General features: G+C 55.3%; 17 protein-coding genes and 2 tRNA genes. 4 read left to right on the top strand and 15 right to left on the bottom strand.

Translation table 11 applies throughout. From position 1 onward, the window contains the following. Nucleotides 1–111: 111 nt before the first annotated feature. The 11 genes from ptsG to TCARDRAFT_RS00340 form a co-directional block, all read right to left on the bottom strand. Nucleotides 112–2,151, bottom strand: a complete 2,040-nt coding sequence (ptsG, locus tag TCARDRAFT_RS00390) for a glucose-specific PTS transporter subunit IIBC (RefSeq protein ID WP_007288030.1) — start codon at nt 2,149–2,151, stop codon at nt 112–114. A 143-nt stretch (nt 2,152–2,294) separates the two neighbouring features. Continuing rightward, on the bottom strand, nt 2,295–3,146 hold the full coding sequence (locus tag TCARDRAFT_RS00385) for a PRD domain-containing protein (protein ID WP_007288029.1): 852 nt from the start codon (nt 3,144–3,146) through the stop codon (nt 2,295–2,297). A 217-nt stretch (nt 3,147–3,363) separates the two neighbouring features. Beyond that, a complete protein-coding gene (locus TCARDRAFT_RS00380; RefSeq protein WP_007288028.1) occupies nt 3,364–4,743 on the bottom strand; it encodes a TIGR02679 family protein in 1,380 nt (459 codons plus the stop codon). Between the two features lie 9 nt (nt 4,744–4,752). Further along, entirely contained in the window at nt 4,753–8,997 is a 4,245-nt protein-coding gene (locus tag TCARDRAFT_RS00375) for a TIGR02680 family protein (RefSeq protein ID WP_007288027.1), read from the bottom strand. A 28-nt stretch (nt 8,998–9,025) separates the two neighbouring features. Further along, the gene (locus TCARDRAFT_RS00370; protein ID WP_040682909.1) at nt 9,026–10,183 is read right to left on the bottom strand and encodes a TIGR02678 family protein; all 1,158 of its coding nucleotides are present in this window, start codon (nt 10,181–10,183) and stop codon (nt 9,026–9,028) included. Between the two features lies 1 nt (nt 10,184). Then, nucleotides 10,185–11,696 (bottom strand): TIGR02677 family protein, encoded by a 1,512-nt coding sequence (locus tag TCARDRAFT_RS00365; protein WP_007288025.1) that lies wholly within the window; start codon nt 11,694–11,696, stop codon nt 10,185–10,187. A gap of 237 nt (nt 11,697–11,933) precedes the next feature. After that, nucleotides 11,934–13,304, bottom strand: coding sequence for a C4-dicarboxylate transporter DcuC (dcuC, locus tag TCARDRAFT_RS00360; RefSeq protein WP_007288024.1), 1,371 nt, complete (start codon nt 13,302–13,304; stop codon nt 11,934–11,936). Between the two features lie 139 nt (nt 13,305–13,443). Then, a complete protein-coding gene (locus tag TCARDRAFT_RS00355) occupies nt 13,444–14,532 on the bottom strand; it encodes a dipeptide epimerase (protein ID WP_007288023.1) in 1,089 nt (362 codons plus the stop codon). 149 nt (nt 14,533–14,681) lie between these two features. Then, nucleotides 14,682–15,026, bottom strand: a complete 345-nt coding sequence (locus tag TCARDRAFT_RS00350) for a DUF3870 domain-containing protein (RefSeq protein WP_007288022.1) — start codon at nt 15,024–15,026, stop codon at nt 14,682–14,684. A gap of 179 nt (nt 15,027–15,205) precedes the next feature. Next, nucleotides 15,206–15,296, bottom strand: a tRNA-Ser gene (locus TCARDRAFT_RS00345). A 33-nt stretch (nt 15,297–15,329) separates the two neighbouring features. Further along, nucleotides 15,330–15,418, bottom strand: a tRNA-Ser gene (locus TCARDRAFT_RS00340). A gap of 313 nt (nt 15,419–15,731) precedes the next feature. Between TCARDRAFT_RS00340 and TCARDRAFT_RS00335 the strand changes: the two genes are divergently transcribed. Further along, nucleotides 15,732–16,685 carry a magnesium transporter CorA family protein gene (locus TCARDRAFT_RS00335; RefSeq protein WP_007288021.1) on the top strand — a complete coding sequence of 318 codons (954 nt, stop codon included), beginning with the start codon at nt 15,732–15,734 and terminating at the stop codon, nt 16,683–16,685. A 60-nt stretch (nt 16,686–16,745) separates the two neighbouring features. Here the strand turns inward: TCARDRAFT_RS00335 and TCARDRAFT_RS00330 are convergent, their stop codons facing one another. Continuing rightward, nucleotides 16,746–17,513 (bottom strand): polysaccharide deacetylase family protein, encoded by a 768-nt coding sequence (locus tag TCARDRAFT_RS00330; protein WP_007288020.1) that lies wholly within the window; start codon nt 17,511–17,513, stop codon nt 16,746–16,748. Between the two features lie 362 nt (nt 17,514–17,875). Between TCARDRAFT_RS00330 and TCARDRAFT_RS00325 the strand changes: the two genes are divergently transcribed. Further along, complete coding sequence (locus TCARDRAFT_RS00325) at nt 17,876–19,495, top strand: amidohydrolase (RefSeq protein ID WP_007288018.1); 1,620 nt, start codon at nt 17,876–17,878, stop codon at nt 19,493–19,495. Here TCARDRAFT_RS00325 and TCARDRAFT_RS00320 read toward each other — a convergent pair. The 3 genes from TCARDRAFT_RS00320 to TCARDRAFT_RS00310 form a co-directional block, all read right to left on the bottom strand. Further along, on the bottom strand, nt 19,483–20,220 hold the full coding sequence (locus TCARDRAFT_RS00320) for a pseudouridine synthase (protein WP_007288019.1): 738 nt from the start codon (nt 20,218–20,220) through the stop codon (nt 19,483–19,485). The genes TCARDRAFT_RS00325 and TCARDRAFT_RS00320 overlap by 13 nt on opposite strands. A gap of 1 nt (nt 20,221) precedes the next feature. Continuing rightward, nucleotides 20,222–21,595 (bottom strand): RsmB/NOP family class I SAM-dependent RNA methyltransferase, encoded by a 1,374-nt coding sequence (locus TCARDRAFT_RS00315; protein ID WP_007288017.1) that lies wholly within the window; start codon nt 21,593–21,595, stop codon nt 20,222–20,224. Between the two features lie 164 nt (nt 21,596–21,759). Further along, nucleotides 21,760–22,728 carry a bile acid:sodium symporter family protein gene (locus tag TCARDRAFT_RS00310; protein ID WP_007288016.1) on the bottom strand — a complete coding sequence of 323 codons (969 nt, stop codon included), beginning with the start codon at nt 22,726–22,728 and terminating at the stop codon, nt 21,760–21,762. A gap of 239 nt (nt 22,729–22,967) precedes the next feature. On the opposite strand from TCARDRAFT_RS00310, the gene TCARDRAFT_RS00305 reads away from it, so the two are divergent. Together TCARDRAFT_RS00305 and TCARDRAFT_RS00300 are read left to right on the top strand one after the other, a co-directional pair. Then, nucleotides 22,968–23,540: a TetR/AcrR family transcriptional regulator gene (locus tag TCARDRAFT_RS00305; RefSeq protein ID WP_007288015.1), complete on the top strand. Its 573-nt coding sequence runs from the start codon at nt 22,968–22,970 to the stop codon at nt 23,538–23,540. Next, nucleotides 23,537–24,637, top strand: coding sequence for an efflux RND transporter periplasmic adaptor subunit (locus tag TCARDRAFT_RS00300; RefSeq protein WP_007288014.1), 1,101 nt, complete (start codon nt 23,537–23,539; stop codon nt 24,635–24,637). The genes TCARDRAFT_RS00305 and TCARDRAFT_RS00300 overlap by 4 nt, the downstream gene beginning before the upstream one ends.

Genomic DNA, 24,637 nt, shown 5'->3' with positions numbered 1-24,637 from the left:
CAAAAACTTACTTTTCATGCTTTGTGGTGCCAATTATTGGCATGATTATCTTGGCGGTTAAAAATCGGTTCATTACTTGTGATGCTGATTTGTCGGCTTGATGATCTGGTGTTATTGGTCTACTAAAATATTCATGGCTTGTCCCCGTTTCACATTCTCCCCGGCCTGAACAGCAACGCTTTTGGCTCCAAGATTTGTAAAAATAATGGGAGTTATAACGGACGCCACTTTTCCTTTCACCAATTCCAAATCCACCTTAAGGATCGGTTGCCCGGCTTTTACTTTATCACCGACATTTACAAGCGTTGTAAATCCCTCGCCCTTTAAGTTAACGGTATCAATACCAAAATGGATTATTAGTTCCAGCCCGTTATTAGCGGTAATGCCGACAGCATGTTTGCTACTGTGCACCACGCTGACTGTGCCATCCACTGGCGACACTACCTCGCCGTTAACAGGTTCAATGGCAAACCCGTCGCCCATCACTTTTTGTGAAAATACTTGATCAGGGACATTGTTTAAACTCAAAAGTTTCCCGTCCACCGGCGCAACAAAACCTTCATATACTCGTTTTATTTGAGGTGCTGCCGCTTCAGTATTTGTCATGGCTACACGGGCATTGTCCGCAACCTGAAGCGTTTGACCATTAATAATGTCTATAATCTGCGTTTTTATTGAGTCTGATTTAGGACCGAAAACAACTTGCAAATTGTCACCTATTACCATGACGCCAGCTGCGCCTAACTTTTTAAGTTTATCTTGATCCACACTGCCAATATTCTTTACACTTACACGCAAACGGGTAATGCAGGCATCCACGTCTACCAGATTCTCTTTGCCACCCAAAGCCTGCAGCACTTCCGCTGCCAAACTTGCATTGGTCGCAGCGCTATTTATATTTTCTGCTTCGTCTTCTCTGCCGGGGGTCTTTAGATCCCAGGTACGGATAGCAAACCGGAAACCGAAGTAGTAAATGACAGAGAAAACCAAACCAACAGGAATTACCAGCCACCAGGCCGTACGATTCGGAATAACGCCAAAAAGCAAATAATCAATTACCCCGCCAGAAAATGTCATGCCGATTTTTACATTTAAAATATGCATAAACATAAACGAAAGACCAGCAAAAATAGTATGGATTCCGAACAGTACCGGAGCAACAAACAAGAAGGAAAACTCAATCGGTTCCGTAATACCAGTTAAGAAAGAGGTCAAGGCTGCCGAAGCCATAATACCGGCAACACTGGCTTTTTTCTCCGGTTTGGCCTCATGATAAATAGCCAGCGCCGCTGCGGGCAGACCAAACATCATGAACGGGAATTTACCTGTCATAAAGGTGCCGGCTGTAAACGGAACTCCGTCTTTTAGCTGGGCAAAGAAAATGCTCTGGTCACCATTGATTATTTGGCCGCTTTTGCTGACATACTCCCCGAACTGATACCAGAAAGGATTATAAAATATATGGTGCAAGCCAAAAGGTATAAGCGCACGTTCGATGACCCCAAAAATAAAAGCCGCAGCCGTCTTATTAGTATCGATCATATTACGTGAAAATGAATTGAGCCCTTCTTGTATCGGCGGCCAAACAAAAGTCATCGCAATTCCCAGCATAAGAGCCGCAGCAGCAGTAACAATTGGCACAAACCGTTTCCCAGCAAAAAATCCCAAATAGGAAGGCATCTCAATATTATAGAAACGTTTGTATATTTGGGCAGCCATAATACCAACGATAATACCGCCAAAAACACCGGTTTGCAGCGTTGGAATGCCCAACACATTACTATACGCTGGATTTTTCCCGGTCACCATGTCCGGGGTAATACCTGTCACCAGTCCCATGGTCACATTCATAATAAGAAAACCAACAATGGCTGCTAGCCCCGCAACCCCTTCACCGCCTGACAAACCTACCGCCACACCGACGGCAAATAATAAGGAAAGATTTGCGAAAATAATTCCGCCAGCCTGCTCCATTACTTTGGCAAAAGCATGAATCACCTGATTATCCAGAGCCGGAAGAATATTAATCATTGCTGGATTTTGCAATGCATTGCCGCAGGCCAATAATATACCTGCCGCCGGCAATAGCGCCACGGGAAGCATTAATGACTTACCTACCTGTTGAAGAATGCCAAATGACTTTTTTAACATCGTTCTCCCCTTCCTTTTAGTAGTTTTAATGGAAATTAAACCTCGCATACCTAAAATGAAAAAGCATGAGTTGCCGCAAGGGAATTCTCCCTTGGGAAACAACTCATGCCTGCTTTACCAGTAACACGTTGCTTATCGCCTATTTAGTTCTCGCTACTGTGGCTCCGAAGCCGTTCCAAGTGTATCGTTAAATATCCAATCTCGGCATCCGGAACTTCTATTCCTAAACCTTTCCCTATAATATCGCCCACCTGTCGGGCCAGCTGATAAGATTCCGCAAACTTTTCCTTTAGTTGCTCGATAATTGGATTTTCTATCGTCTTATTGGTTATCAACCTGTTAATACAGCTCTGTAAATGAGAAAGCAGCCGTGCGTAACTAAGCCCCCCACATTCTTTTAGCGGCCCCACCTTAGTCTCCAGGTAGTTTACCACCTGATTGATAATTTCCGAATATTTTAAACTTTCGCCAACAGGTCGGTTATGTCTAGCCGCATGCAGGTGTAGGGCAATAAACCCGATTTCCTCACGCGGGATGGTAACGTTTAGCCTTTCAGCAATCAAATTCGCCCCTTGCTTAGCAATACTGAACTCTTCTGGATACATGACTTCAATCTCAGAAATAAAAGGATTTTTAATCTCCATCCCTTGCGAAAGGCGAATTAAGGCGAAATTGATATGGTCTGCCAATCCTAAATATATACGGGAATGTAAAACTTCTCCCAGTTTGAGTTTCACTAACTTTATAATTTCTTCCGTAATCTGTATAACGGCCGGATCAAGCTGGTCTATCAAATGTAAAGCTTGCTTTTCACCGCCTTCAGGAACAACAAAAATTTTTTCATAGTTTGGGCTGACTAATAAATCTCCTTCCTTGCGGCCAAATCCCAAGCCTTTACCCAAAAGGATGACATCGTTTCCTTCGACCGTTTTGGCTAAGACAGCATTATTGCTTAATGTCCGTTGCACGGTAAATGGGCCTTGAGATATAGCCATTTGCTAAGCCCCCTCTGCCAAAAATAATAACCAGTAAGAATAATTATTGGCTAAACCAACAACAACTATTCTTACTGGCTAATGCCGTTACCGTAACACGCCAGAATATATCAATCTTTTGGTTTGAATTATAGCACATATTGATATGACACACAAGTATATTTTAAATATATTTAGAAATTCTAAATTGCAATAGCAAATGCACTACCCAAGGTCTCTACCCGCCAACACCTGATGCCAAGCAAGCTAAATCAGCTGCCAAAAGCGGCAAAATCCCTTCCTGATACGCCGCCAGGCGCCGGGCGGCAATATACTTTGCCAACGGCGCCAGTACGGGATGGTCCACGGCGGCCAGCTTTTTCAGCCGCCGCTCGTCCAGCGGCGCTGCCGGCCGGGCGGCCGCATAATCAGCGGGCGTCATCCGCCACAGGCGCACCCGGCCGGGATAGCGGCATAATAGTTTCTGAGCCATCTGCAGCCCTTCTGGGTCGAAATCACCGGAATAGTGAAGAACGGCACCGCTGGCAATAAGGCGATCAAGCAGCGCCCAGGAAGCCAGCTTAAACTGCCCGTGCAGGCAGACTAACGGGCGCGCCGCGCCAGTTGGCGCGGCCGCAGCGTTTCTATCCGCTGTGACCGCGTCAAGCAAAGCGGAAAAGACCCCGGAGTTTTCCACCAGATAAACGTCAAACAAATCATCAGGCCGGGCCGGCGCCGCGAGCGGCCTTACTGCCGTAACCCGGACAAGCTCGCGCAAGGGAATGTTTAAGGGCGCGCCGGCCGCGGCCGCCGCCCGCCAGTAGATGAGTTCGCTCGCGCCGGCATAGGCGGCCAGACCGTAGCAGGTGGCAAAATTAAGCACATCATCGCGCAGCAAGCGGAAATGATATAACAGCTCGCCCACTTCCTCGGCTGACGACAGCGGTCGGTCGTTATCCGGATCCGGATCCGGGCCGGTCTTCGCTTCTTCGTTTCGCAGAAAGCGCAACGCCACCAAAAACAGCTTGCCTGCGTCGCGGTCGCTGTCCAACCCGTGCGGGTCGCCGCACACCTTTTGGGCAAATACGGGCAGGCGCTGATACTCGTCCGGCAACCGGCTGATGGCCTGCAAAGCCAGCTCCAAATCGGCGACAAACGCCGGCGCTACATTGCCGTCCGGCGCCCACCGGATGTTCGTCTCTTTGGCCAGCAGCGCTTGCAGCCATTTTTGGCAAAACGGGTGAGGAAACCGCGCCGTTAGCCGCTCAAGGAGCATCGCCCTGCACCGCCAGCGCCGCCGGCGGCGTTCCTGGTTACTGATTAGCTCGCTGCCCAACCATCTTTCCAATACTTCTTTCGGGTCAAGGGCGCCAAACTTGGTCGCCGCCAGCGCGGCGGCAAACTCCCGGGCCGATACACGGATAGCCCCGGGCGCCAGGCGGCGGCGCAGCAATGCTTCCAGTTCGGCCCGTTCTTCAGCGGTGGGGTCGTTTAGTACGACCACGCCCCCTAACCGGTTCAAACTCCGATATTTAGCGGCCAAACCCGCCAGCAGCCGGTGAAAACCCGGCCGGCCAAAATAAGCGGCCGCTGCTGTCAATAGTTCTTCCCGATCCATAAACGCCCCCTAATCTGTTTGCGTGGCTGCGGCCACTTCGAACAGGCCGCCATCGTCCTCGCCGGTTACGGCTAAGGACCGCGCTTGGCCGTTCCAGTGGTAACGCACCACCGTCACATACGGGCTGTTTTTGGGACGGACCAGCTCGTACACCGTCAGGGCCGGCACCACATCATAATCGCCCCACAACGCCTGCGAGTTCATGATGTAATTAAAGCCTAACTGTTCCACCAAGGCAAACATGTCGCGGATATTGTTTTCGTCCACGCCGGCAAAGGCTTCGTCCAGAGTGATAATATAGGGAGCGTCGTACCGCGCTTCCTGATAGCGCGAATAAACAGCCGAAAAGAGCGGAATATACATGGCCATCGCCTTTTCCCCGCCGCTAAATCTAAAGAATGCCCGGTCGGTCAGCTCCCGCCACGTCAGGCCGGCCTGCTCATAATACAGCCGGAACTGAAACCACCGGCGGTAATCGAGCACCTCCCGCACTGCCTGCTGAAAGGTCGTGGCGCTTTCCGCCCCTTGCCCCCCGCCGTCGCTGGCCTGCTTGGCCCGCTCAATCCGCGCCTTAAAATGGCGCTCGATTTTGCTGAGGTCGTCGTCCCGCAGCGCTGTCGGGTCGGCATGTAAGAGCCGCACCAATTCCTCAGTATCCAGCTCGTCATCTTGCTCCGCCGGCCTGGCTTTCCATTCCAGCTTAAACCTCAAACCGCTGGACGTATCACGCTGGCGCATCAAGCGGTTCATATCCTCGACCCATTGCTCGGCGGCGTTAATCCGCCGGTTGATGAGACGACCGATGTTATTGAGGATGACTTCTTCATATAATTCTTTGTCCTTCTCGGACAACACCAACCGCAGCATGTCAAGCTGTCGGTCCAGCGCTTCCCGGAGCTGATACGGGTTTAGTCGGCGGCCTTCATAGTCCAGGGTAATGACCTGGCGCTGCCGCTTCTCGCGCAGCCTGTCCAGTTCCCCCGCCAGTTCGCCGCTGTCATCAACGTCTGCCGGCAACTCAGGTAGCCCGTACGACTCAGCCGTCATCGGCTCAAGCTGCATCCGGTATTCCATCAGCACATTGTTCTCGGCATAAAAAGACTCGCTCAAGCGGCCGGTGACCGTCGTCCGGTTCAGGCGATCCTGTTTCAGGATACCGCCTTTTTCCTGGATAATAGCCGAAACCGTCGGCCACGTTCCCTCCCCAGGATAGACAAGGCCCAATTTCAGCTCGTCCTCCACCGCCTGCTGCCAGCACCGGCATACCTGGTCCAGGAAAGCACAGCTCTCAGTCAGCTGCGCCAGCCGCCGCTCGCCGGTTTCGATACTGGCCTGCAGGGTGACAATCGCCTCAATCACCGCAGCCGTTTCCGCCGGAATTTCGTCCAGCCGTCTGGCCACGTTGCGGATGCGCGCCTGGAGTTCGTCCGCACCCAGTTCCTGCAGACGGCTTTCCAGGTGGGCAATGGCCAGACGCAGCTGGGCGGCCTGGCCGTCCAAAACCAGTAGCTCGCCTTTTAAGTCATCCACTTCCTGCCGGATATCGGTCAAAAATTCCCGACACCTCCGGGCGTTGGCCATAAGGTTGGTATAGTCCTGACAACATAATTCCAGCTCGTGCAGACTGGCCTGGTAGTCGGCCATTGCCTGCACGGCCGCGGCATAGTCCCCTTCCCGCAGCGGCAGCGCAAGGCCGGCGCTGGCCTGCGCAAGCGCACCGCGCAGCTCCTGCAGGTCGCGGACAACCGCGCGGAGCCGGGCGTCCACCCGTTCAACGGCCTGCTCCTGACGCGAAATATTGGCGGCCACGGCCAGCTTCTCGTGGTGCAAAGCACGAAGCGCCGTATCGGCGGGAAAATTGGCCTTGGCCTGGCTGGCGCGCTCCAGCGTTTCCTGCAGCTCGGCCGCCCGTCCATAAAGCGCTTCCTGCTTAAGCGCCAGGGCCGCCAGCTGTTCTTCCAGCGCGGCAATTTGCCGACGCCGGTACGCCTCGCGCGCCTGCCGGCCAATAAACATGGCCGTCTGGCGGCGGGGAGCTCTGCCTGTCACCGGCCCGATGCAGTAGGCGCCATTCGCGGCAAGAGCGGCGCCCGCGCCGTCTTCCGCCGCTTCGCCCCAAAGCTTTACATCTTCGACGATAATGCTGCGGAGTACGTCATCGATATCGGCGGCTGTCACCGCTACGCCGTCAACCGGCGTGGGATAAAGGTAATCGGCCAGCGTCACCGCCATAATTTGTGGCGCTGGCTGAATGACGGCGCCGTAAATGTCCGGGGGAATGTCCTGCCGCCGCTGCCGGGGCACAATGAGCGCATCCAAAAGCCCCATATCGGTGAGGGCGGCCTCGATCCGTTCGCGCATGTCCGGAGAAACGTCGGGGTTGAACTCAACCGCGGCGTAGAACGGCAAAAAGGGAATATTGCGTTCAGCCAATAGCGCCCGTGCCGCCTGCGCGTCGCTCAGCCGCGGCGGTTCCGGCTCGCGCCGGGCGCGCCAGTCATTCAGCGCGGCCGTCAGCTCCCGCTCCTCTTCTTCCAGTACCTTTAGCTCGGCATTAATAAGACCCAGTTCCTGGTTTATCACCTGCACGCGCCGGCCGTAAGCGGCAGCCAGCGGGGCCTCCACATCCGGCCAGGCCCGGGTTTCGTACAAGCCCTGAATGGCTTGCGCCGCATCGCGTAGTTCGTCCTGCGCGAGCGGCAGCCACCGGCCATGCTGCTGCCGCCAATAATGCAGGTCCGCAAGCAGCTGGTCGCGGGCTTCGCTAAACTGCTGTTCCAGGCGACGGTATTCAGCGCGGTATTCGTCCAACACCCGGCGCTCCTCGCCCAGCTCTTTGTCAATTTCCTGCCGGCGCAGCTGCAGCTCGGCCTGGCGCCGAAGCAGCCCCAGCACTTCGCTCAACCGGCCGCTATAGCTGCCGGCGGCCCGGCGCCAAGCGGCGAATGAAAAAGCGGCGTTCCCTTCAGCCAACGCGCCGGCTAGCGCTTTATGCTCGGCAAAAGCCGCCTGACCGGCGGCATCGTTCATATCTTGCAGCAGTTCTTCCTGGCGAGCGCGGCACTCCTCCGCCCTCGCCTCATAGTCGCGCAACTTGTGCTGTTCCTGCCGTTCGCGCCGCTGTTTTTCCGCCAGTTTGGCCGCCTTGTCCCGCTGCAGTGCGGTAACCTGATTAAGCTGGGTTTCGTGCTGCTGTTTCTGCTGCTGGGCCCGAAAAGCATCGTGCTGCTGCAGGTCTTCGCGCTCTCGGGCCAGTACGGTCTCTTCCCGCTTTAGCTCCTCCCGGCGCTGTCTTGCCTCGACCAATTGGCGGCCATCTTCCGCCAGCCGCTGGCGGAGTTCTTCCTGTTCGCGCTGCAGTTTGGCAAGCCGCCGCTCTGCTTTGTGGGCCAAATCGGCCTTTTCCGCCAGCACATAGGTATTGTAGAGGTCATAGTTCCGGCACAACCGATCGAGGGCCTGCTTGTCCCGTTCCAGCTGCTCAATCTGGTCTTTGGTGCGCTGCATACTCTCGATCGTTTCCGACAACGGGCGCAGTTCCTCGTCCGACAAAGGCGGCAGCGCTTCGTTCAATATATCGTAAATTACGCTGGGTTTAAAATCCTTGGACAGTTTCGGGCTGCGCAGCTGGATGAGCAATTTCATCAGTTCCTCATACTGCTCAAGCGAGGCAAAGCCAAAAATGTGGCGGTTTACCAGTTCCATATACTCCTTCTGGCTGCGCACCACCTGCCCACCGGACCCAATTGCCCTTTCCAGCTCCGCCCGCGTCAGAGGAACGCGCTCGACCGTGCCGTCCAAGGGATTAATCTCCTCTTTGTATAGCAAAAGATCATGTCTAATCCGCCGGTTATCGGTGATGACAAATCCCCAAAAGTCGAGACTGCTGCCGCGGCGGGCCTGCAGTCCGATGCCAGTGGTCAGGTACTGCGCGCTGCCGCGGCGCTTGTATTCAAGATAGAGATAGCCGGTCCGTTCATCGCGATTGACCAGCTCTTTTTCCCCTAAAAGATAGTCTTCCATCCGGCGTGATCGCGACCCAAAACTGTCTAGCCGGTCAGGTGTCTTTACCCCGTCCAGCAGCACGGTAATCAGGCTCTGCATAGTCACCGACTTGCCGGAGCCGTTAGCGCCGCGCAAGAGCAGCCGGCCATCGGCAAAATGAAATTCTTCATCGTCATAATACCAGAAGTTTATTAGCCCGGCGCGACTCAGGCGCCATTGGTCCCGCTCCCGGGCGGTTTGCCTTGTCATTTTCATCCCTCACTTTAGGGTCGGCTGTTTAGTCTGCTGGCTCGGACCTTGACGGCCAGCCGTCCGGATAACGCCCGGCCAGCCTTGCCAGCGCCGGCCTGAGCGTGATAAAGCCGGTTTCCGGATCATAAGCCGCCATATTCCACCCCTCCAGTTCGGCTAACACTTCCGCCGCCAGCCGGCTGAGAGTTGCCGTGCGATATTCCTTCGTCCACCCGGCGCCATAGCATTCACGACATTCGCCGACCAGCCGCTCAAATGCTACCGGGCTAAAGCTCTGCTGCCAACCCTCGCCGGCCGGCCAGCGGTCGCGGCAAAAACTGGCCAAGTGCAGAATAACGGTGTGGAGGCCGCTTTGATAAAAGGGGAAAATCTGTTTGCACCAGTTCGTCCGCTCCGGACTAGTGAGTAGGACACAGTCTTTATAGAGCTCAAACTGCAGCCCCGTATAGCTCTCCAGCTCGTCCCGCAGCCGGCGGTGCATATTCCGCAAATAGAGGAAATCTTCCGGCCGGGCGTCGGCAGCATTGTACGCCGCCGTAAGCAAGAGCTGCCGGTAAACCCGGGCCCGCCGCCCGCGCCCCGTTGTCGCCTCGTCGTCAAACAGCTCGGCTGACTGCAGTTCGGCCAACGACTTGTACTGATGGAGATCCTTGGGGTATGAGCGCAGAAAATAGCGGGCCAGCACCGTCACTTCATACAGTGCTTCGCTTTCCGCCCGCAGGGCGAACTGTTCGCTGTCGCCGTCAACCAGACGGACAAGGCCACGTTCCACGGCGAACTTAAGCGCCCGCACCAGCGACCGGCGATGCTCGTAACTTTCCCAATTGAGCCGTTCGTCCGCTTCGTGCGGATAAAGCGCGAGCAAACTTTCGCACAAATCACTGAGCAAAAACTGTTCATTTACGCTTTTTTCTTCCAAAAAAGCTAACACACAGCACAAAAGCGCGTAGTCTCGGGGATGGCTAAACTCTTGAATACCCATCCAGGACGCCGGCTGGGCCGGAATTTTTTCCAGCTTGTAAAATTGCGGTGTCGCCATCAACCGCCAGCCGCATTTTTCCAAAAAATAGCGCCGCAAATGAGCCTCATGCCGGCGAATGAGATTATACTGCTCCGGGGCTTCTTCCCGAACAATCCAGTAGTTCTCTAGTAGCAGCGCCAACGCCTCCCGCACTTCTTCCATCTCAGCCACGGGCCTCACCTGCCTTCATAGCCGGCCGGGCGTCGACGAATTCAATAATAAACGCGGGCAGTTCCAGCCATCCGTCAGCACTGCGCAAAACTACCCGGTGGCCGCCCGGGGCGGTTACCAGCCGGATGCGTCTGCCCGCTTCCGTCTGGATGGTGCGGTCTTCGCGCTGCATGCAGCGGGCAATCCAGGCCAGCAAGGTCTTGCGCACATGCGGGTCAACCTCCGGCAGGTCGGCCAGCACGATTTTGTTGTCGACAATAAGCTGGTCAATCAGCCTTTCCCGGTCGTGCTGGGCGCGAATATACGCGGCCAGCGCCGCCTCTTTTTCGGCGCGGCGGTCAATGAGCGCTCCCGGCCGGCTCCGTTCCCGCATACCAGGCAGGCGGGGCGCGGTCGTTACTATGGTTGGCGGTTCGGCCCAAACCGTCAAGTCAAAGTCGTCGCTCGCGCGCGGCTGGGCATACAAATGACGCGAATGGGGTACGCCAAACAACATCGCCGCCAGCCGGTGAGCTTCGTCTAACCCCTCCGTGCGGGCAAACCACCCCGCCAAATAGAGGTAATCATGGCGCCGGCTGCGAAAAGCCTGATGGCGCTCGCTGATCCGCTGGGCAAAGCGGGCAATACGACGGATAGTATCGGTCGTTTCGTTCTGGAGGGTGATGAGTTCACTGGGGTGGTTGGGCCGCCCCAAAAACCACTCGGCCAAACTGGCATACTGGTCAAGGTACAATGTCACCCATTCTTCCCGGCTGGGCTGGCTGTCCAGGCGGGGAATGCTGAGCTGGTATTCGGCCAGCCGTTCGGCAATGAGCTTCACCCTATCGGCTGGCGCTTTTTTCAATACGGCCTCGATTTTGGCGGCCGTGCGCTGCATGCCGAGAATAAAATTCTGCAGGTACTGGGTAAATGCGGATTTATAGGCGATAAAGGCCTCGGTCTGCATCTGTTCTTCCACTTTATCGCTTTTGAGATGGGCAAGGTAGTCGGAAGCATTCTGGACCAGGGAACGAAAATGGCCGTAAAGGTCATCCCAGGCCCGAAAAAGTTCTTCCGGCGGCAGCGACGGGCCTTCCGCCAGCAGCCTGGTAAGGGCAGTAAGCAGCCGTTCAAACAGCGTTGCCTCCAGCGACCCGCCGAAACTGTCGCCTAACTGCTGCAGGCGCGCCACCATCCGCTCGATTTCAATCGTGTAGGGCGTGCATTGATAGCGAAACTTTTTCCGTTTAAAATCCTCAATCGTATGTACCCGCCCCGTCTCCTGGCGAGGAATGAGGTTCTTCCACTCGACCAGCTGCTTTAGGTCCTGCTGCAGCTGGTCTTCGGTATATTCGGCAAAAAAGGGGCTTGCCTTCAGGTGCTGGTAAATTTCTTCCGGATATACATAGTGATGCAGTCGTTCATGCTGCACAAAACAGTAGCGCAGAATCGCCCGGTAGCGCCAGCTATTTTCCCGGTTAAGATAGCTTGTTTCCACAATCGGCCGCAAGTCCTGTTCGTTCATGCCATCATTCCCTAAAGGCCGCTGTCCGCGCCTCGTCCTATAAAGAATCGACTCGGCCAACGGCTAATCTCTAATGCCTTAAATTCCGACAATTTGTATCAAAGTCCTGCTTGTAATTATCGCCAATTTTCATCAGTTGTAAACTCTTTTATTTACCCTGGAAAATGGTAAGCGGAAAGTGGCAAGTGGTGGTACAAAAAAAGACGCCATGTTGGCGTCGAAAAAAATTGCATATAATTACCGGTAGAAATAGACAAAAGTACCGATAACGTTGACAAGCATGGCGCCCGCCATAGGAATGGCGGTTCGCTTCACCAAGTCAAACGGCGAGACACCGCCCATGCTGGACGAAACGACAATAACGGCGGTAATAGGCGATACGCTGCGCGCGATGCTGGCGGCAAAATGCATGGGCAGCAGCATCAGAACGGGAGCAACCCCCATTTTGGCCGCGACGGTGGGCGTCAGCGAAGCAAACGCGAAGAAAGGTGCGTTGCCGGAGCCCATGACGATGGAGCAGCCGGCGATAATGCCGACCATCACCAGGATCATGCCGGTAGCGCCGAAACCGGAGGTTTGAGCGCCTTTGATGATGGCGTCAATAGTGCCGATGGTAGTAAGACCCTTGGCAAAAGTTTCACCGGCGACAATAAGGGTAATAACATTGGCCATTTGCATGCCCAGCCCGTCAAAGAAGGACTGAATGCCATCGAGGACCTTCTTCCCGTCGCGCGTGCGGACATATTCGAAGATCATGGCAATAAACACGCCGATAAACATCGCCTTAATGATGTCCATCTTGATCCAGGAAATCCACAGGTTGCTGAAAATCAGAATGAGTGCCAGAGGTAACGTAGGCAAAATAGCGTAAATCATGGGAACACATTCTTCATCATTGTCGGCATTTGTCTTGTCCAATACAATGGGCACTACCTCATGGCCGTCCCGCTTGTCCATCCACTTTTGCGTAAAGTAATGGAGACCGGCCACTACCGGCATGACCGTTAAAGCGATTGGGATTTGATAATTGGTCCAGTACAGCACCGGATCGAGACCGGCGGTCTGCGCCGACAAAATCGTACCCGTGTCGCTGGGGCTCCAATCGAGGCAAAGCGTCGTGGCAATCACCGCCGTAGCGGACAGGCGGCTGACGCCGAGGCTTACTAGGACGGGGAAAAGCGTTACCATGAGCAGCATGGCCAGGCCGGATGCGCTGTTGATGCACAGGCCGAGTAGCATGCCTACGACCCAGGAGGCGGCCATCACAAGATAAGGCGCCCGTAGAGCCAGCAGAGGACGAATAGTGAGCCTAACCAGCGCTTTGCTGGCACCAATGTGGTCCATATAGCGGGCAAAGCCGCCTACTGCCATGATGTTGAGACCCAACCCCGCCGCCCGGGAACTGAAGGTCTGTTTGATAAACTCAAAGGCATCAAAAAAGACCGATCCCGTGCTGTTTTTTGCCGGCAGGATGGCGCCCAGCCCTAAGGCCACCCCGCAGAACATCAGGATCAGGCCGGCCATGAACAAGACCGGCTGTGGCTTGTACTTGCGGGTTATAAGATAGCCGACCCAAAAAGTGACAATCAACGAAATAACAATGCCCAAATGAACTTCCTCCTTCTTTCTTGCTAAAATTCTACGTACTGTTCACTAGCCGCTGTCAGCTGTCTCTCCTCCCTTGTACCGCCTATATGGAAAACTGTCCGGCCAAAGCGCCGCATGCTGAGCGCACCACCCGGCCAGATCAGATTTCCTGCCAACCTTTTACGTCTTCGACGCCAAAACCCGGCGCCTCCGGCAGTAAAATCCGATTTTGGTCGAAAGCCACGCCACCTAATACGGGGTCTTCCGCCAGCAGCACGGCCGCATCCAGATCGGCCCGGGTAATGTTCTTTTTCGCGGCGGCAAAGCTGGCCGCCGCCGTGATGCCGATTTTGCTCTCAAGCATACAGCCCATCATGCACTCAACGCCCATGGTTTCCGCCAAATGGCAAATTTTAAGGGCATTGTGCAAACCGCCGGCTTTCATCAGTTTAATATTAATCAGGTCAGCGGCCCGCATCGCGAGGATGCGGAAGGCATCTGCCGGGCCGGAGACAGCCTCGTCGGCCAAAATATCTGTTTCGACGTGATCGGTGACAAATTTCAGCCCTTCGAGGTCTTGCGCCGCAACCGGCTGCTCGACCAGTTCAATCGCCAGTCCCAGGTCTTCCATGCGCCGGATGGTACGGACCGCTTCTTTGGGCTTCCAGCCCTGGTTGGCATCCAAGCGGATCTTGACGGCCGGCCCGACGGCCTGGCGAACGGCCTTGACCCGGCGGATATCCAGCTCGGCATCGGTACCTACCTTGATCTTCAGTTCCGAGTAGCCGGCCGCTACCGCTTCCAACGCGTCCTGGACCATCTCTTCCGGAGAATTGACGCTTATTGTCAGGTCGGTCGTCACTTCCCGCCGGTAGCCACCGAACAGCTTGTATACCGGCAGGCCGTGAATTTTGCCGAAAAGGTCGTACAGCGCGATGTCTACGGCCGCCTTGGCGCTGGTATTATGGACCGCGGCCCCGTCCAGTGCGGCCATCAACTCCTCCAGCCGGTCGGCTTCCATCCCGATGATCTTCGGGGCAATACAGTCCCAGATGGCGGCCACAATGGCGCCCTGGGTATCGCCGGTGATGACGGCGGTCGGCGCAGCGCTGCCAAACCCTATAACCCCCTCATCAGTAATAACCTTAACAACAATGTCTTCCGCGGCATATACCGTGCGCAGGGCCGTCTTAAACGGCTTTTTCAGGGGTATGCGTACTTTTCCGACCTTGATTGCGGTAATCTTCATGGCGTATCACCCTCCACTGGTTGTTGCGGTCGACCCGCCGGCAAGCAAACAAAAATCCAGCCGGAAACAGCCGGTACAGCACCGGGTTTTCCGCTGGATTTCATTTACGCATGATAAATGAAGCAGCGCTCTTATTTACTTGCTTAAAATTATATACCCTGCAGGTCGACTTTTTCACCCTGCTTGTAAAGATTAAATTTCCGCTGCGCGTCCTTAAAGGCTGTTAAAATCGCCTTCTGCGAAGAGCCGAAATAGCGTGCTTCCAATTCTTTCTGCACCTCAAACGGACTGGTTTCCATGCTTTTTCCGACAAACAGCTGCCGAATAAACCGGTTGGTCACATCCAGCATCACCGAGGCGCCGCATTCCAATATCTCGCCCGTTTCCCGGTGGACGACAAAAGCGATAAAAAACTGACCGTAATTAAGGGTGATGGGATTATTCTGCCCCGCTTTCGCATTCCCAACGATATAAATTGTTTCGTGTTGTCCCATTTCCGCTCACCCTTATCGGCAATCCCGCCGTAGCTGCGTTGGCCGGGTTGGCATTTTGCCATAATGGTTATTCTCCCGATTTTTTTAAAATCCTGCTTCATCCTACAGGAAATTTTCTCCTGTCAGGGCAAAATAAAAACGGCCATCGACCTTTGCCCGATAGCCGCTGTTGTTATGTATGGCGGAGTGGGAGGGATTTGAACCCTCGCGGGCCTTACGACCCCTAACGATTTAGCAAACCGTCCTCTTCAGCCACTTGAGTACCACTCCGTATATGCTACTTTTCCCACCATCCTGCGCGAATGGCGGAGGGGGTGGGATTCGAACCCACGGTCCCTTGCGGGATCACTGGTTTTCAAGACCAGCTCCATAAACCACTCGGACACCCCTCCGTGCCCGACACATTTAGTATTATAGCAGTCAACAAAAACCTTGTCAACTAATATGCGCCTGGGAAATTTTGCACCAACCCTTACGATGCGCGGTTATTTTTATCCTTTCTATTGACTATTATAGTATATAGGATTATAGTTTAAGTAAACAGATAAAAAAACTCGGGCAGGTGAGAAAAATGGATGTAGACCGACCTAGTTCATCGACACGATTATTTTTACAACAAAAGAGGGGAAATATCCATTTTTCTTGCTTTTCTAAGTTTTAGAAATACAAGAATGGGTGTTTCCCCACACGAAAGGAGGAAACACCGTGCTCAAAATCTATAAGAGCAATTGTGAAACGCTGTACGAACTGTCGCTTAATTCGACACCGGTCAAGGGGGCATGGTATAACCTTATCAACCCCACGGCAGAAGAAATCGACGCCGTTGCGGCCGTTACTAGTCTGCCGCACGACGTCATCAAGGCGGCGCTGGACGAGGAAGAACGGTCCCGTGTGGAAATCGAGGATAACTATGTACTGGTAATTACCAACATTCCCATTATGCGGGGCAAAGACATGTACGATACGCTGCCGCTCGGCATTATTATCACCGCTGACTGCTTTATCACAGTCTGTCTGGAGCCCAACGACGTCCTGGCCTGCTTCAACAGCGCCACTGCCAAAACCTTCAGCACCTTTAAAAAGACGCGGTTTCTGTTTCAAATCCTGTACAAATCGGCCACGCTGTATCTTAAATATCTCGAGCAAATCAACCGCCGCTCCGACGATATTGAACTGCAGCTCCGGCAGTCGATGCAAAATCAGGAATTTTTCCAACTCCTAGAATTACAAAAAGGCCTTACCTATTTCACCGCATCGCTGCGGTCCAACGGCATCGTACTGGAAAAGTTGCTGCGCCTGCGCAGCAACACCCAACTGCAGCACCTGATTAAAATGTATGAAGAAGACGAAGACCTCTTGGAAGACGTCATCATTGAAAACAAGCAGGCCATCGAAATGGTCGAAATGTATGGCAACATCCTTAGCAGCATGATGGATGCCTTTGCTTCCATCATTTCCAACAATCTAAACATAGTCATGAAATTTCTCGCGGCCATGACCATCTTGCTGGCCATTCCCACAGTAATTGCCAGTTTCTGGGGGATGAACGTCGATGTACCCTTTAAAGACAGTGATTATGGGTTCTTCTATGTATTCCTGTTGTCGACAACTATTACCGGTATCAGTGCATTTACCCTATGGAAAAAAGGCATGTTTTAGGATCCGACGGGCAATATAAAAGCATCAGGACTGACGAGATGGTCCTGATGCTTTTGCTTTTCACTCCGCCCGCCCCCGTTTGGCCATAATCGTCCAAATATCGCCGTCAAAACTGAACAAGGGGATGCGCCGCAAGGCAAATGGGTGGGTCTTCTTTGAGCTTTTGCCGTGAAGGGTGGTAAACCCGGCGACATAGCCGTTTTCCTCGGCCAGTTTGATCGTATCGTAATTATAGCTGCCCTTGGGATAGGCGATGGAGCGCACCGGTCGGCCAAGTAAGTCCTCCAGGTCAAACTTGGAGAGGGCCAGCTCCTGCTGAATTTCCGGCACCGGCAGGTCACCCAGGCTGCGGTGGCTGACGGTATGGGAACCAAAGGACATGCCCGCGCCGGCCATCTCCCTGATCTGAGCGCCCGACAGCCGCTCCGGCTGACCGATCATCCCGGTAATGATAAAAAAGGCGGCCTGCATATTGTACCGCTGCAAAAGAGGAAAAGCCTGCTCGTAGTTATCCCGGTATCCATCGTCGAAAGTGATGAGCAGCGGTTTATCAGGCAGTTCAACATTGCGGTCCTGGAGAAATGCTTCAAACTGCTCAAGGGTAATTGTCCGGTAGCCAGCGGCGGCCAGTTCGGCCAAATCGGCGGCGAACCGCTCGGGCGAGACGGTGAGGTGGCCGCGGGTATGTCCTACCCGGTGATAAAGCAAGATAGGAATTTCCCGGTTGGCGGCACCACTGCCGGTAGGCATCTGCATAACAAGTTCCAAGGCGCTCGTTACCGCAACCGTTGTGGCGAACAATTTCAAAAATTGTCGGCGTGTCAACAATTGTTTTCTCTCCCGCAAAGCATGGCCATAATATTCAAAAATTGAGTTCGCTTGCTTCTACCAAATTCCCTGCCGAACGTCTGCTTGCCCAGCCAAAAATAACGGCAAGCGCCGCAAGCGCGGCTGGCGAGGCGACGGCAGGAAAATCGTGCATTTCGTGGAAAAAACAAAATAACGCTTATCTATTATCTATTTCTCCTCTTCTTTTCGATCGTCATCCTCGGCGATAAAGTATCGATCGGACGGTCGCTTATCGGTATCGGCTTTATGATCGCCGGAATCTATATCCTAAAATCCAGTTAAGGCTGCTGGCAGTTCATCTGCGCCGTATTATAAAAAATATGGAAACCGGGAGGTATGCTATGACTACCCCGACCGCCGATCTTATCCTGTATAATGGGCTGTTTTGGACTGGCGATGCGGCATGTCCTGCCGCCACGGCTGTCGCCATCAGCGGCGACCGTATCCTGGCCGTAGGTGATGAAGCAACGGTCCGCCCCTACCGCGCTCGGCGCACCGAACTTATCAACCTTGCTGGCCGGCGGGCACTGCCGGGCTTCATTGATAATCACACCCATCTGCTGATGGGCGGTCTCCAGCTGCTTACTCTTGACCTGCGGGGAACGGCTACCCGCCAGGCGTTCGCGGAGACAATCGCCCGCCGGGCTCGCGCCCTGCCGCCCGGCCAGTGGGTGACCGGTGGCGGCTGGGACCAGGAAGAATGGCCGGACGGCAAGCTGCCGGACAAAGCCTTGCTCGACCCTTATACACCTAACCACCCTGTCTTTGTAACCCGCAGCGACCTGCATATGGCCGTCGCCAACAGCGCCGCCCTCACCCTTGCCGGTATTACCCGTACTACGACCGACCCGGCCGGCGGCCAGCTCGATCGCGACCCGGCGACCGGCGAGCCTACCGGAATCCTTAGGGACGCCGCCATGGAGTTGGTGCAGCGCGTCATTCCGCCGCCTGAGGAAAAGGAATATGATGCGGCGCTGGCCGCCGCCCTCCGCCATGCCGCAGCGCTGGGCGTGACTTCGGTGCAGGACGTAACCGCCTGGAAAGACTGGCACGACTGGAATGCCTTTTGCCGGTTTCACGCCCGCGGACTACTGACGTTGCGCATTTACGCCCGCACGCCTTTGACTAGCTGGCAACAGCAGGTTGCCCTCCGCGCCGAGGGGGCGCCGGCGGATAAGTGGCTGCGGCTGGGCGGGGTCAAGGGGTTTGTTGACGGTTCCCTCGGCTCGGCCACTGCATATATGTTCGAGCCCTACTGTGATGCCCCCCACACTGCCGGCCTGCTGCAAGACGAGATGTATCCCCCTGGCAGCATGCAGGAGCGCATCGGCGCTGCCGACCGGGCCGGCTTAAGCGTGTCCGTCCACGCCATCGGCGACCGTGCCAACCATTTACTGCTTGATATTTTTGCCGCGGTCATGGCCGCCAATGGGCCCCGTGACCGGCGCTTCCGCATCGAGCACGCCCAGCACCTGCGCCCGGAAGATATTAAGCGTATGGCCGCCCTGGGCGTTATCGCCTCCGTGCAGCCGGCCCACATCCTCGACGACGGCGGCTGGGCCGAACGCCGCCTGGGCGCCGCCCGCTGCCGCTACACTTACGCCTTCCGCTCCCTGTTAGATGCCGGCGTCACCGTCACTTTCGGCACCGACTGGCCGGTCGCACCCCTCAGCCCCTTCCTCGGCATTTATGCTGCTGTAACCCGCCGCACCAAAGATGGCCAATATCCGGACGGCTGGGTACCAGAACAAAAAGTAACGGTAGAAGAAGCCGTCCGCGCCTACACTGTGAGCGGCGCCTATGCTGAATTTGCCGAGCACGAAAAAGGCTCCCTTACGCCTGGCAAGCTGGCCGACATCGTCGTTCTGTCACAGGATATTTTGGCGATCCCGCCGGAAGCCATCCCCGCTACCCGGGCCGTGTGCACCATCGTCGGCGGCAAAGTGGTCTACGAAACTTGAACTGCGCCGAGCGACGCCAGTTCGTCTGCTGTCAGCTCCCGGTACTCGCCGGGAGCTAATTTTTCGTCCAAAACCAATGCTCCCATGGCCAGCCGTTTGAGGTAAGTAACCGTTTTCCCTCGGGCGGCAAACATGCGCTTAACCTGATGGAATTTACCTTCATATATGACCAGTTCGACCTCCGACACCGGACCGGCGTGCAAAATGGTTAGCTCGGCCGGCAGCGTTCGGTAGCCGTCGTCGAGCGTAATGCCAGCCTGGAAAGCTCCCTTGTCCTCATCGGTTACTACGCCCTTCACTCGGGCGTAGTAACGCTTCGGCACATGCTTTTTCGGCGCAAGCAACCGGTGGGCCAGCTGGCCATCGTTGGTCAATAGCAGCAGTCCCTCGGTATCCTTATCCAGCCTGCCGACAGGAAAGGGGGCAAAAGCCTTATGCTCGGGCCGCAGCAGGTCGACCACCACTTTACCGGCCGCATCCTCGGTGGCCGATAGTACGCCCTGGGGCTTATTCATCATTAAATAAATATATTCACGGTAATGGATGGGCTCACCATCCACTTCGATGCGATCCTGCCAGGGAAAAACATGCAGCTCCGGGTCGCGGACAACCGCGCCGTTGACGATGACACGCTCGGCCTTTACCATTTTTTTAATTTCCCGCCGTGAACCATAACCCAAATGAGCCAGCACTTTGTCCAGCCGCTGCCGCTCTTTGCCGGCCATCTCATCCTTCCTCCCCGTCCTCCCAGCGCCAGCCGGGAGGATATTCGTTTTTCAGCCAGCCGCCGGCGCCCTTAGCCCACCCCAAGGCGAAGCCGTCCACCGTCACCAGATGCCAGCCGGCCGGCCAATCCCGTTCGTCCACTTGGACGGTCTCGCCGCGCAAATAGCGGACGGCGGCATACCGCCCCGCTTCATCCCGGGCAGTAAAGTCACAGCGCTGCCGGGCATTGGCGACGGCCGGCTCTGGCAAACCAAGGGCCAGCGCCTGACTGGGGCGAAACCGCCCCTTTTCCACCGTGCCGAGCAGCCAGCCGGAACGCAAGATTTTTAGCCCTTTTAAGTCAGGAAGAGCAGCGCTTTCCCACAGGACATGGCCGGCCCGCTCAACAACCGTACCGTCCTCCGGCAGCCACGCTGCCCAGGCGTCGGCGTGACCCCATACCTGACGGGCAAAGTCAGCCAGCGCCTGCCGCACCGCCGGTGCAAGCGGCGTCCGCCGGGGCAACGCCGAAACAGGCTCGTCCCCGGCAGACGTCTGTCGGCGGGTCATTTTGGCCGCAAAATGCCCTTCGCCCCGTACCTTATGAGGCCACAGCCGCTCGCTGCCTTCTAACGCGAAATCCGGATGGCCGACGAGAAACCGGCCTATCTGTTCCTCATTTTCTTCGGGCGAGAAGGTGCATGTTGAGTATACAACCGTGCCGCCGGGGCGCAGCATGGCCGGGACATGGCGAAGGATGTCCGCCTGCCAGGCGGCGTATTTGGTCACCGCCTGCTCGCTCCATGCCCGGACCATGTCCGGGTCTTTGCGGAACATGCCTTCCCCGGAGCAGGGGGCGTCGACCAAAATTTTATCGAAAAAGCCGGTGAAGACTCGGGCCAAACGGTCAGGCGTTTCATTACACACCACGGCGTTAACGGCGCCGCACCGCTCGAGATTTTTTAGCAGCGCCTTCGCCCGCTGCGGATGAATGTCGTTGGCAACGAGTAGTCCTTGCCGCGCCAATTGACCGGCAAGCTGCACCGACTTGCCGCCCGGGGCGGCGCACAGGTCGAGCACCCGCTCTCCCGGCTGGGCGGACAGCATCTGGGCCGGCAGCATGGCGCTCGGTTCCTGGATATAATACAGTCCGGCATAAAAGTAGGGGTGTTTGGCCGGCCGTACAGCGGTATCATCGTAATAAAAGCCGTCCGGGCACCATGGCACCGGCTCGACGGCAAACGGCAAAAGCTCGCGCAGATTTGCCGCCGTCACTTTCAGGCTGTTCGCCCGAAGCCCCGCCGCCCGCGGCTGCTCATAGCTCTGGCGAAAAGCGGCGAATTCGCCGCCCAGCAGATCCTGCATTTTTTCCAGAAAAACCTGCGGTAATTTCATCTATCTCCGTCCTTTGCGGCAACAATATTGTCACTCTCCATCAATTCCCTGTTGACTATCCTCGCTCCTGCTTCCTTTTATTATTCCGCTGCCACCGCCCCGATTATGGCCGTAACCTAATAGTGAACCGCTTTGCCCTGGCAAAAGCCTGTTCCCAGCCGGGTTTATTCCGACCGACACAGGCGGTCAAACCGGGCAAACAAATAGGGAATAATGGTAGCCAGCGGTTGCTGATACAGCATAAACAGCGTCACCGGCACCGCCACCACCGGCGGAAAGTACGTTAACGCTACCACCAGGCCAAAAGCGATATTACGCAGGCCCACATTGTAAATCATGGCCATGACAATGTCGCGCGACCGCACCCGTAAGAAGAAGGAGCCAAGAAAACCCACCGCATAGGCGGCGGTCACCATCAGCAAGCTGACCAGCAGCATTTTTAGCAGCGTCAGGCTCCACTCCATTGCCGGGGCCACCAGCGAGGCGTTAATAAAGACAACGAGAAAAAAAGCTACTTTCGCGCTGCAGCCGCCGGCCGTTTTGGCAAACCGGGCAAACCGGCCGCCCCCTGCATCATGGAGGGCCATACCCGCCAGACTGGGGATGGTAATCATCCCCAGAAGTTCCAATACCATGCCGGCAAAATCAAAAGCCAGCGCCTGCCCGGCCACTACCTTGAAAAACAGCGGATACAGCACCGGGGCTGCCAGGGTATCGAGAGTAACCGCCACCAACGACACGGCCAAATTGCCCTTTGTAAGCGATGTCCAGATTATCGACGTTACGCCAATGGGAATAGAGGCACCGATAAGATAGCCCAGGCGCAGCTGGGCATCATCGGGATAAAAAAGCTGGCCCGCCCCCCACGCCACCAGCGGTGTAACAACGTGGACAAGAACAAGCACCCACAGCGGCACCCATGGGCGGCTGAGAACGCGAAAAAACTGACGAAAACTAACGCCGATGGAAGTAACGAAAGTCATGTAAGCAAAAAGGACAATCACCGTCCCTTTAACAGCCGGCCCTGCCGGCAGCTTCACACTAAAACCAAGGCCCAACGCCAATAGCACCAGCAAAAACATCCGCCGGGCCAGCCATTCGTTCCACCGGCTAAACCGCTTTTGCATGCTCATGTTTTCTCGCCCCTTGTCGCCATGTCTGCTACATTGTATTCCGCTGCCGCTTGCCGGGCACCCCACAGCCTGACCTTATTTTGGGGCACCAGCGTATCACGGGTACAGTGTGTCACATAAAAAAAGCTTGCCTCTGTGCGCATAGTTTGCTAATATCAATTTAGAAACTATAAAAACAAAAATAGTTTCCTTCGTTGACAGAAAAATCCATACATATAAACGGCTTGGGAGGAGAAGTGATGAAAGAACGCATATTGGCAGCCGCTGCTCAGGAAATGAACGAACGGGGCGTAAAATTCACCGTCGATGCGGTCGCGGCGCGGCTCGGCATTAGCAAAAAAACGCTGTACCAATATTATCCGTCCAAGGATGCATTAATTGCGGCAATTATTGATGCCGCCTTAGCTGATATGGTGGCCCAGAAGGAGCAAATCCTTGCCAGTGCCGAGCCGTTTCCCCGGCTGCTTGCTGCCGTGTTGACCGTAAGGCCGAAATTGTTTGGCAAAATCAACGATTGGGTCATGGAGGATATTAAAAAGTTCAGACCTCAGGAATGGCAAAAAATCGAACGGTACCGCCGGGAACACACGGCAGTTGTTATGAACCTTTTGGAGGCTGGCAAAAGAGAAGGCTTCATCCGGCCGATTCACAGCCGGGTAGCAGCCCAGATGTTGCTCGGCGCTGTCGGCGAATTGCTCGATTACCGTTTTCTAGCGGAAAACAATCTTAGTCTTTCCGAAGCACTGGATGCCGTGACCGATGTATTTTTAAACGGTGTACTGACAAAGGCTGGGGAGAGTGACAATCAGTGAGAGGATTTAAACGAAAATACTGGATTGTGCCGATTATGGCGGCTATCGCCCTTATCCTTGCCGTGCAGAAAGGAATAATCCCGATTGGCCAGGCCCAAAAAGAAGCGCCGGCCGCCTCCGCCCTTGCCGTAACGGTAGCCGAGGCAAGCATGCGGGGCAAGGTACCCAAGATTACCCTTACCGGCACGATTGAAGGCGAAACATCAGCGACCGTAAGCGCCAAAATCGCCGGCCGCATCGAGCAGGTGCTGGTTCAGGACGGCCAGCGCGTTACCGCCGGCCAGCCCCTTGTCACGCTGGAAAGCGTCGAGCTGGCCAATGCCGTCCGGATGGCCCAGGACGCCGTAACGCGGGCGCAGGCCAACTACGACAATGTGCAGGCCGACTATCAGCGCTATTTGACGCTTTATCAGCAAAACGCCATTTCCCGCCAAATGCTCGACAGCGTGGAAACTCGCCTCAAAGTGGCGCAGGCCGACCTGTCCAGCGCTTACGCCAATCTGTCCAGCGCCCGGCAACAGTACGGTTATGCTACCGTCACCGCGCCGGTCGACGGCATAGTTGCCAACAAAACAGCTACCATCGGCCAGGTGGTGGCAGCGGGAATGCAGCTTTTAACGGTTGAAGACATTAACAATGTCTATGCCGTCGTCAATATTGAGCAAAAAGACGCGGGGGCGGTGCGGGTCGGACAAACGGCCGAAATCACGGTTGACGCCTATCCCGGCCGCACTTTTACCGGCAAGGTGGCCGTCATCAACCCTGCCGCCGGTGCATCGAGCCGCATGTTCCGCACCAAAATTGCCATTGATAATGCCGAGGGCCTCTTGAAACCCGGTATGTTTGTTAAAGTACAGCTGATTACCGGCGAGGAAGCGCCGGTTTTAACCGTTCCCCAGGCCGCCCTTTTTCAAAAGCAGGGACTTTACTACGTCTATGTAGTTGACGGCGATAAAGCGGTAAGACGCCAGGTGGAAATAGGCGCGCCGTTAGGTGACTACATTGAAATCAAAAGCGGGCTTACGGCGGGGCAGCTTGTCGCTATCACCAACGTCAACAAGCTTAAAGACGGTGACGCAATCTTTGTAGCAAAGTAA

The organism is Thermosinus carboxydivorans Nor1 (assembly GCF_000169155.1).
Classification (GTDB): Bacteria; Bacillota; Negativicutes; order Sporomusales; family Thermosinaceae; genus Thermosinus; species Thermosinus carboxydivorans.
The sequence above is the reverse complement of the archived record's forward strand: the minus strand, read 5'-3'. Positions and strand labels throughout refer to the sequence as shown.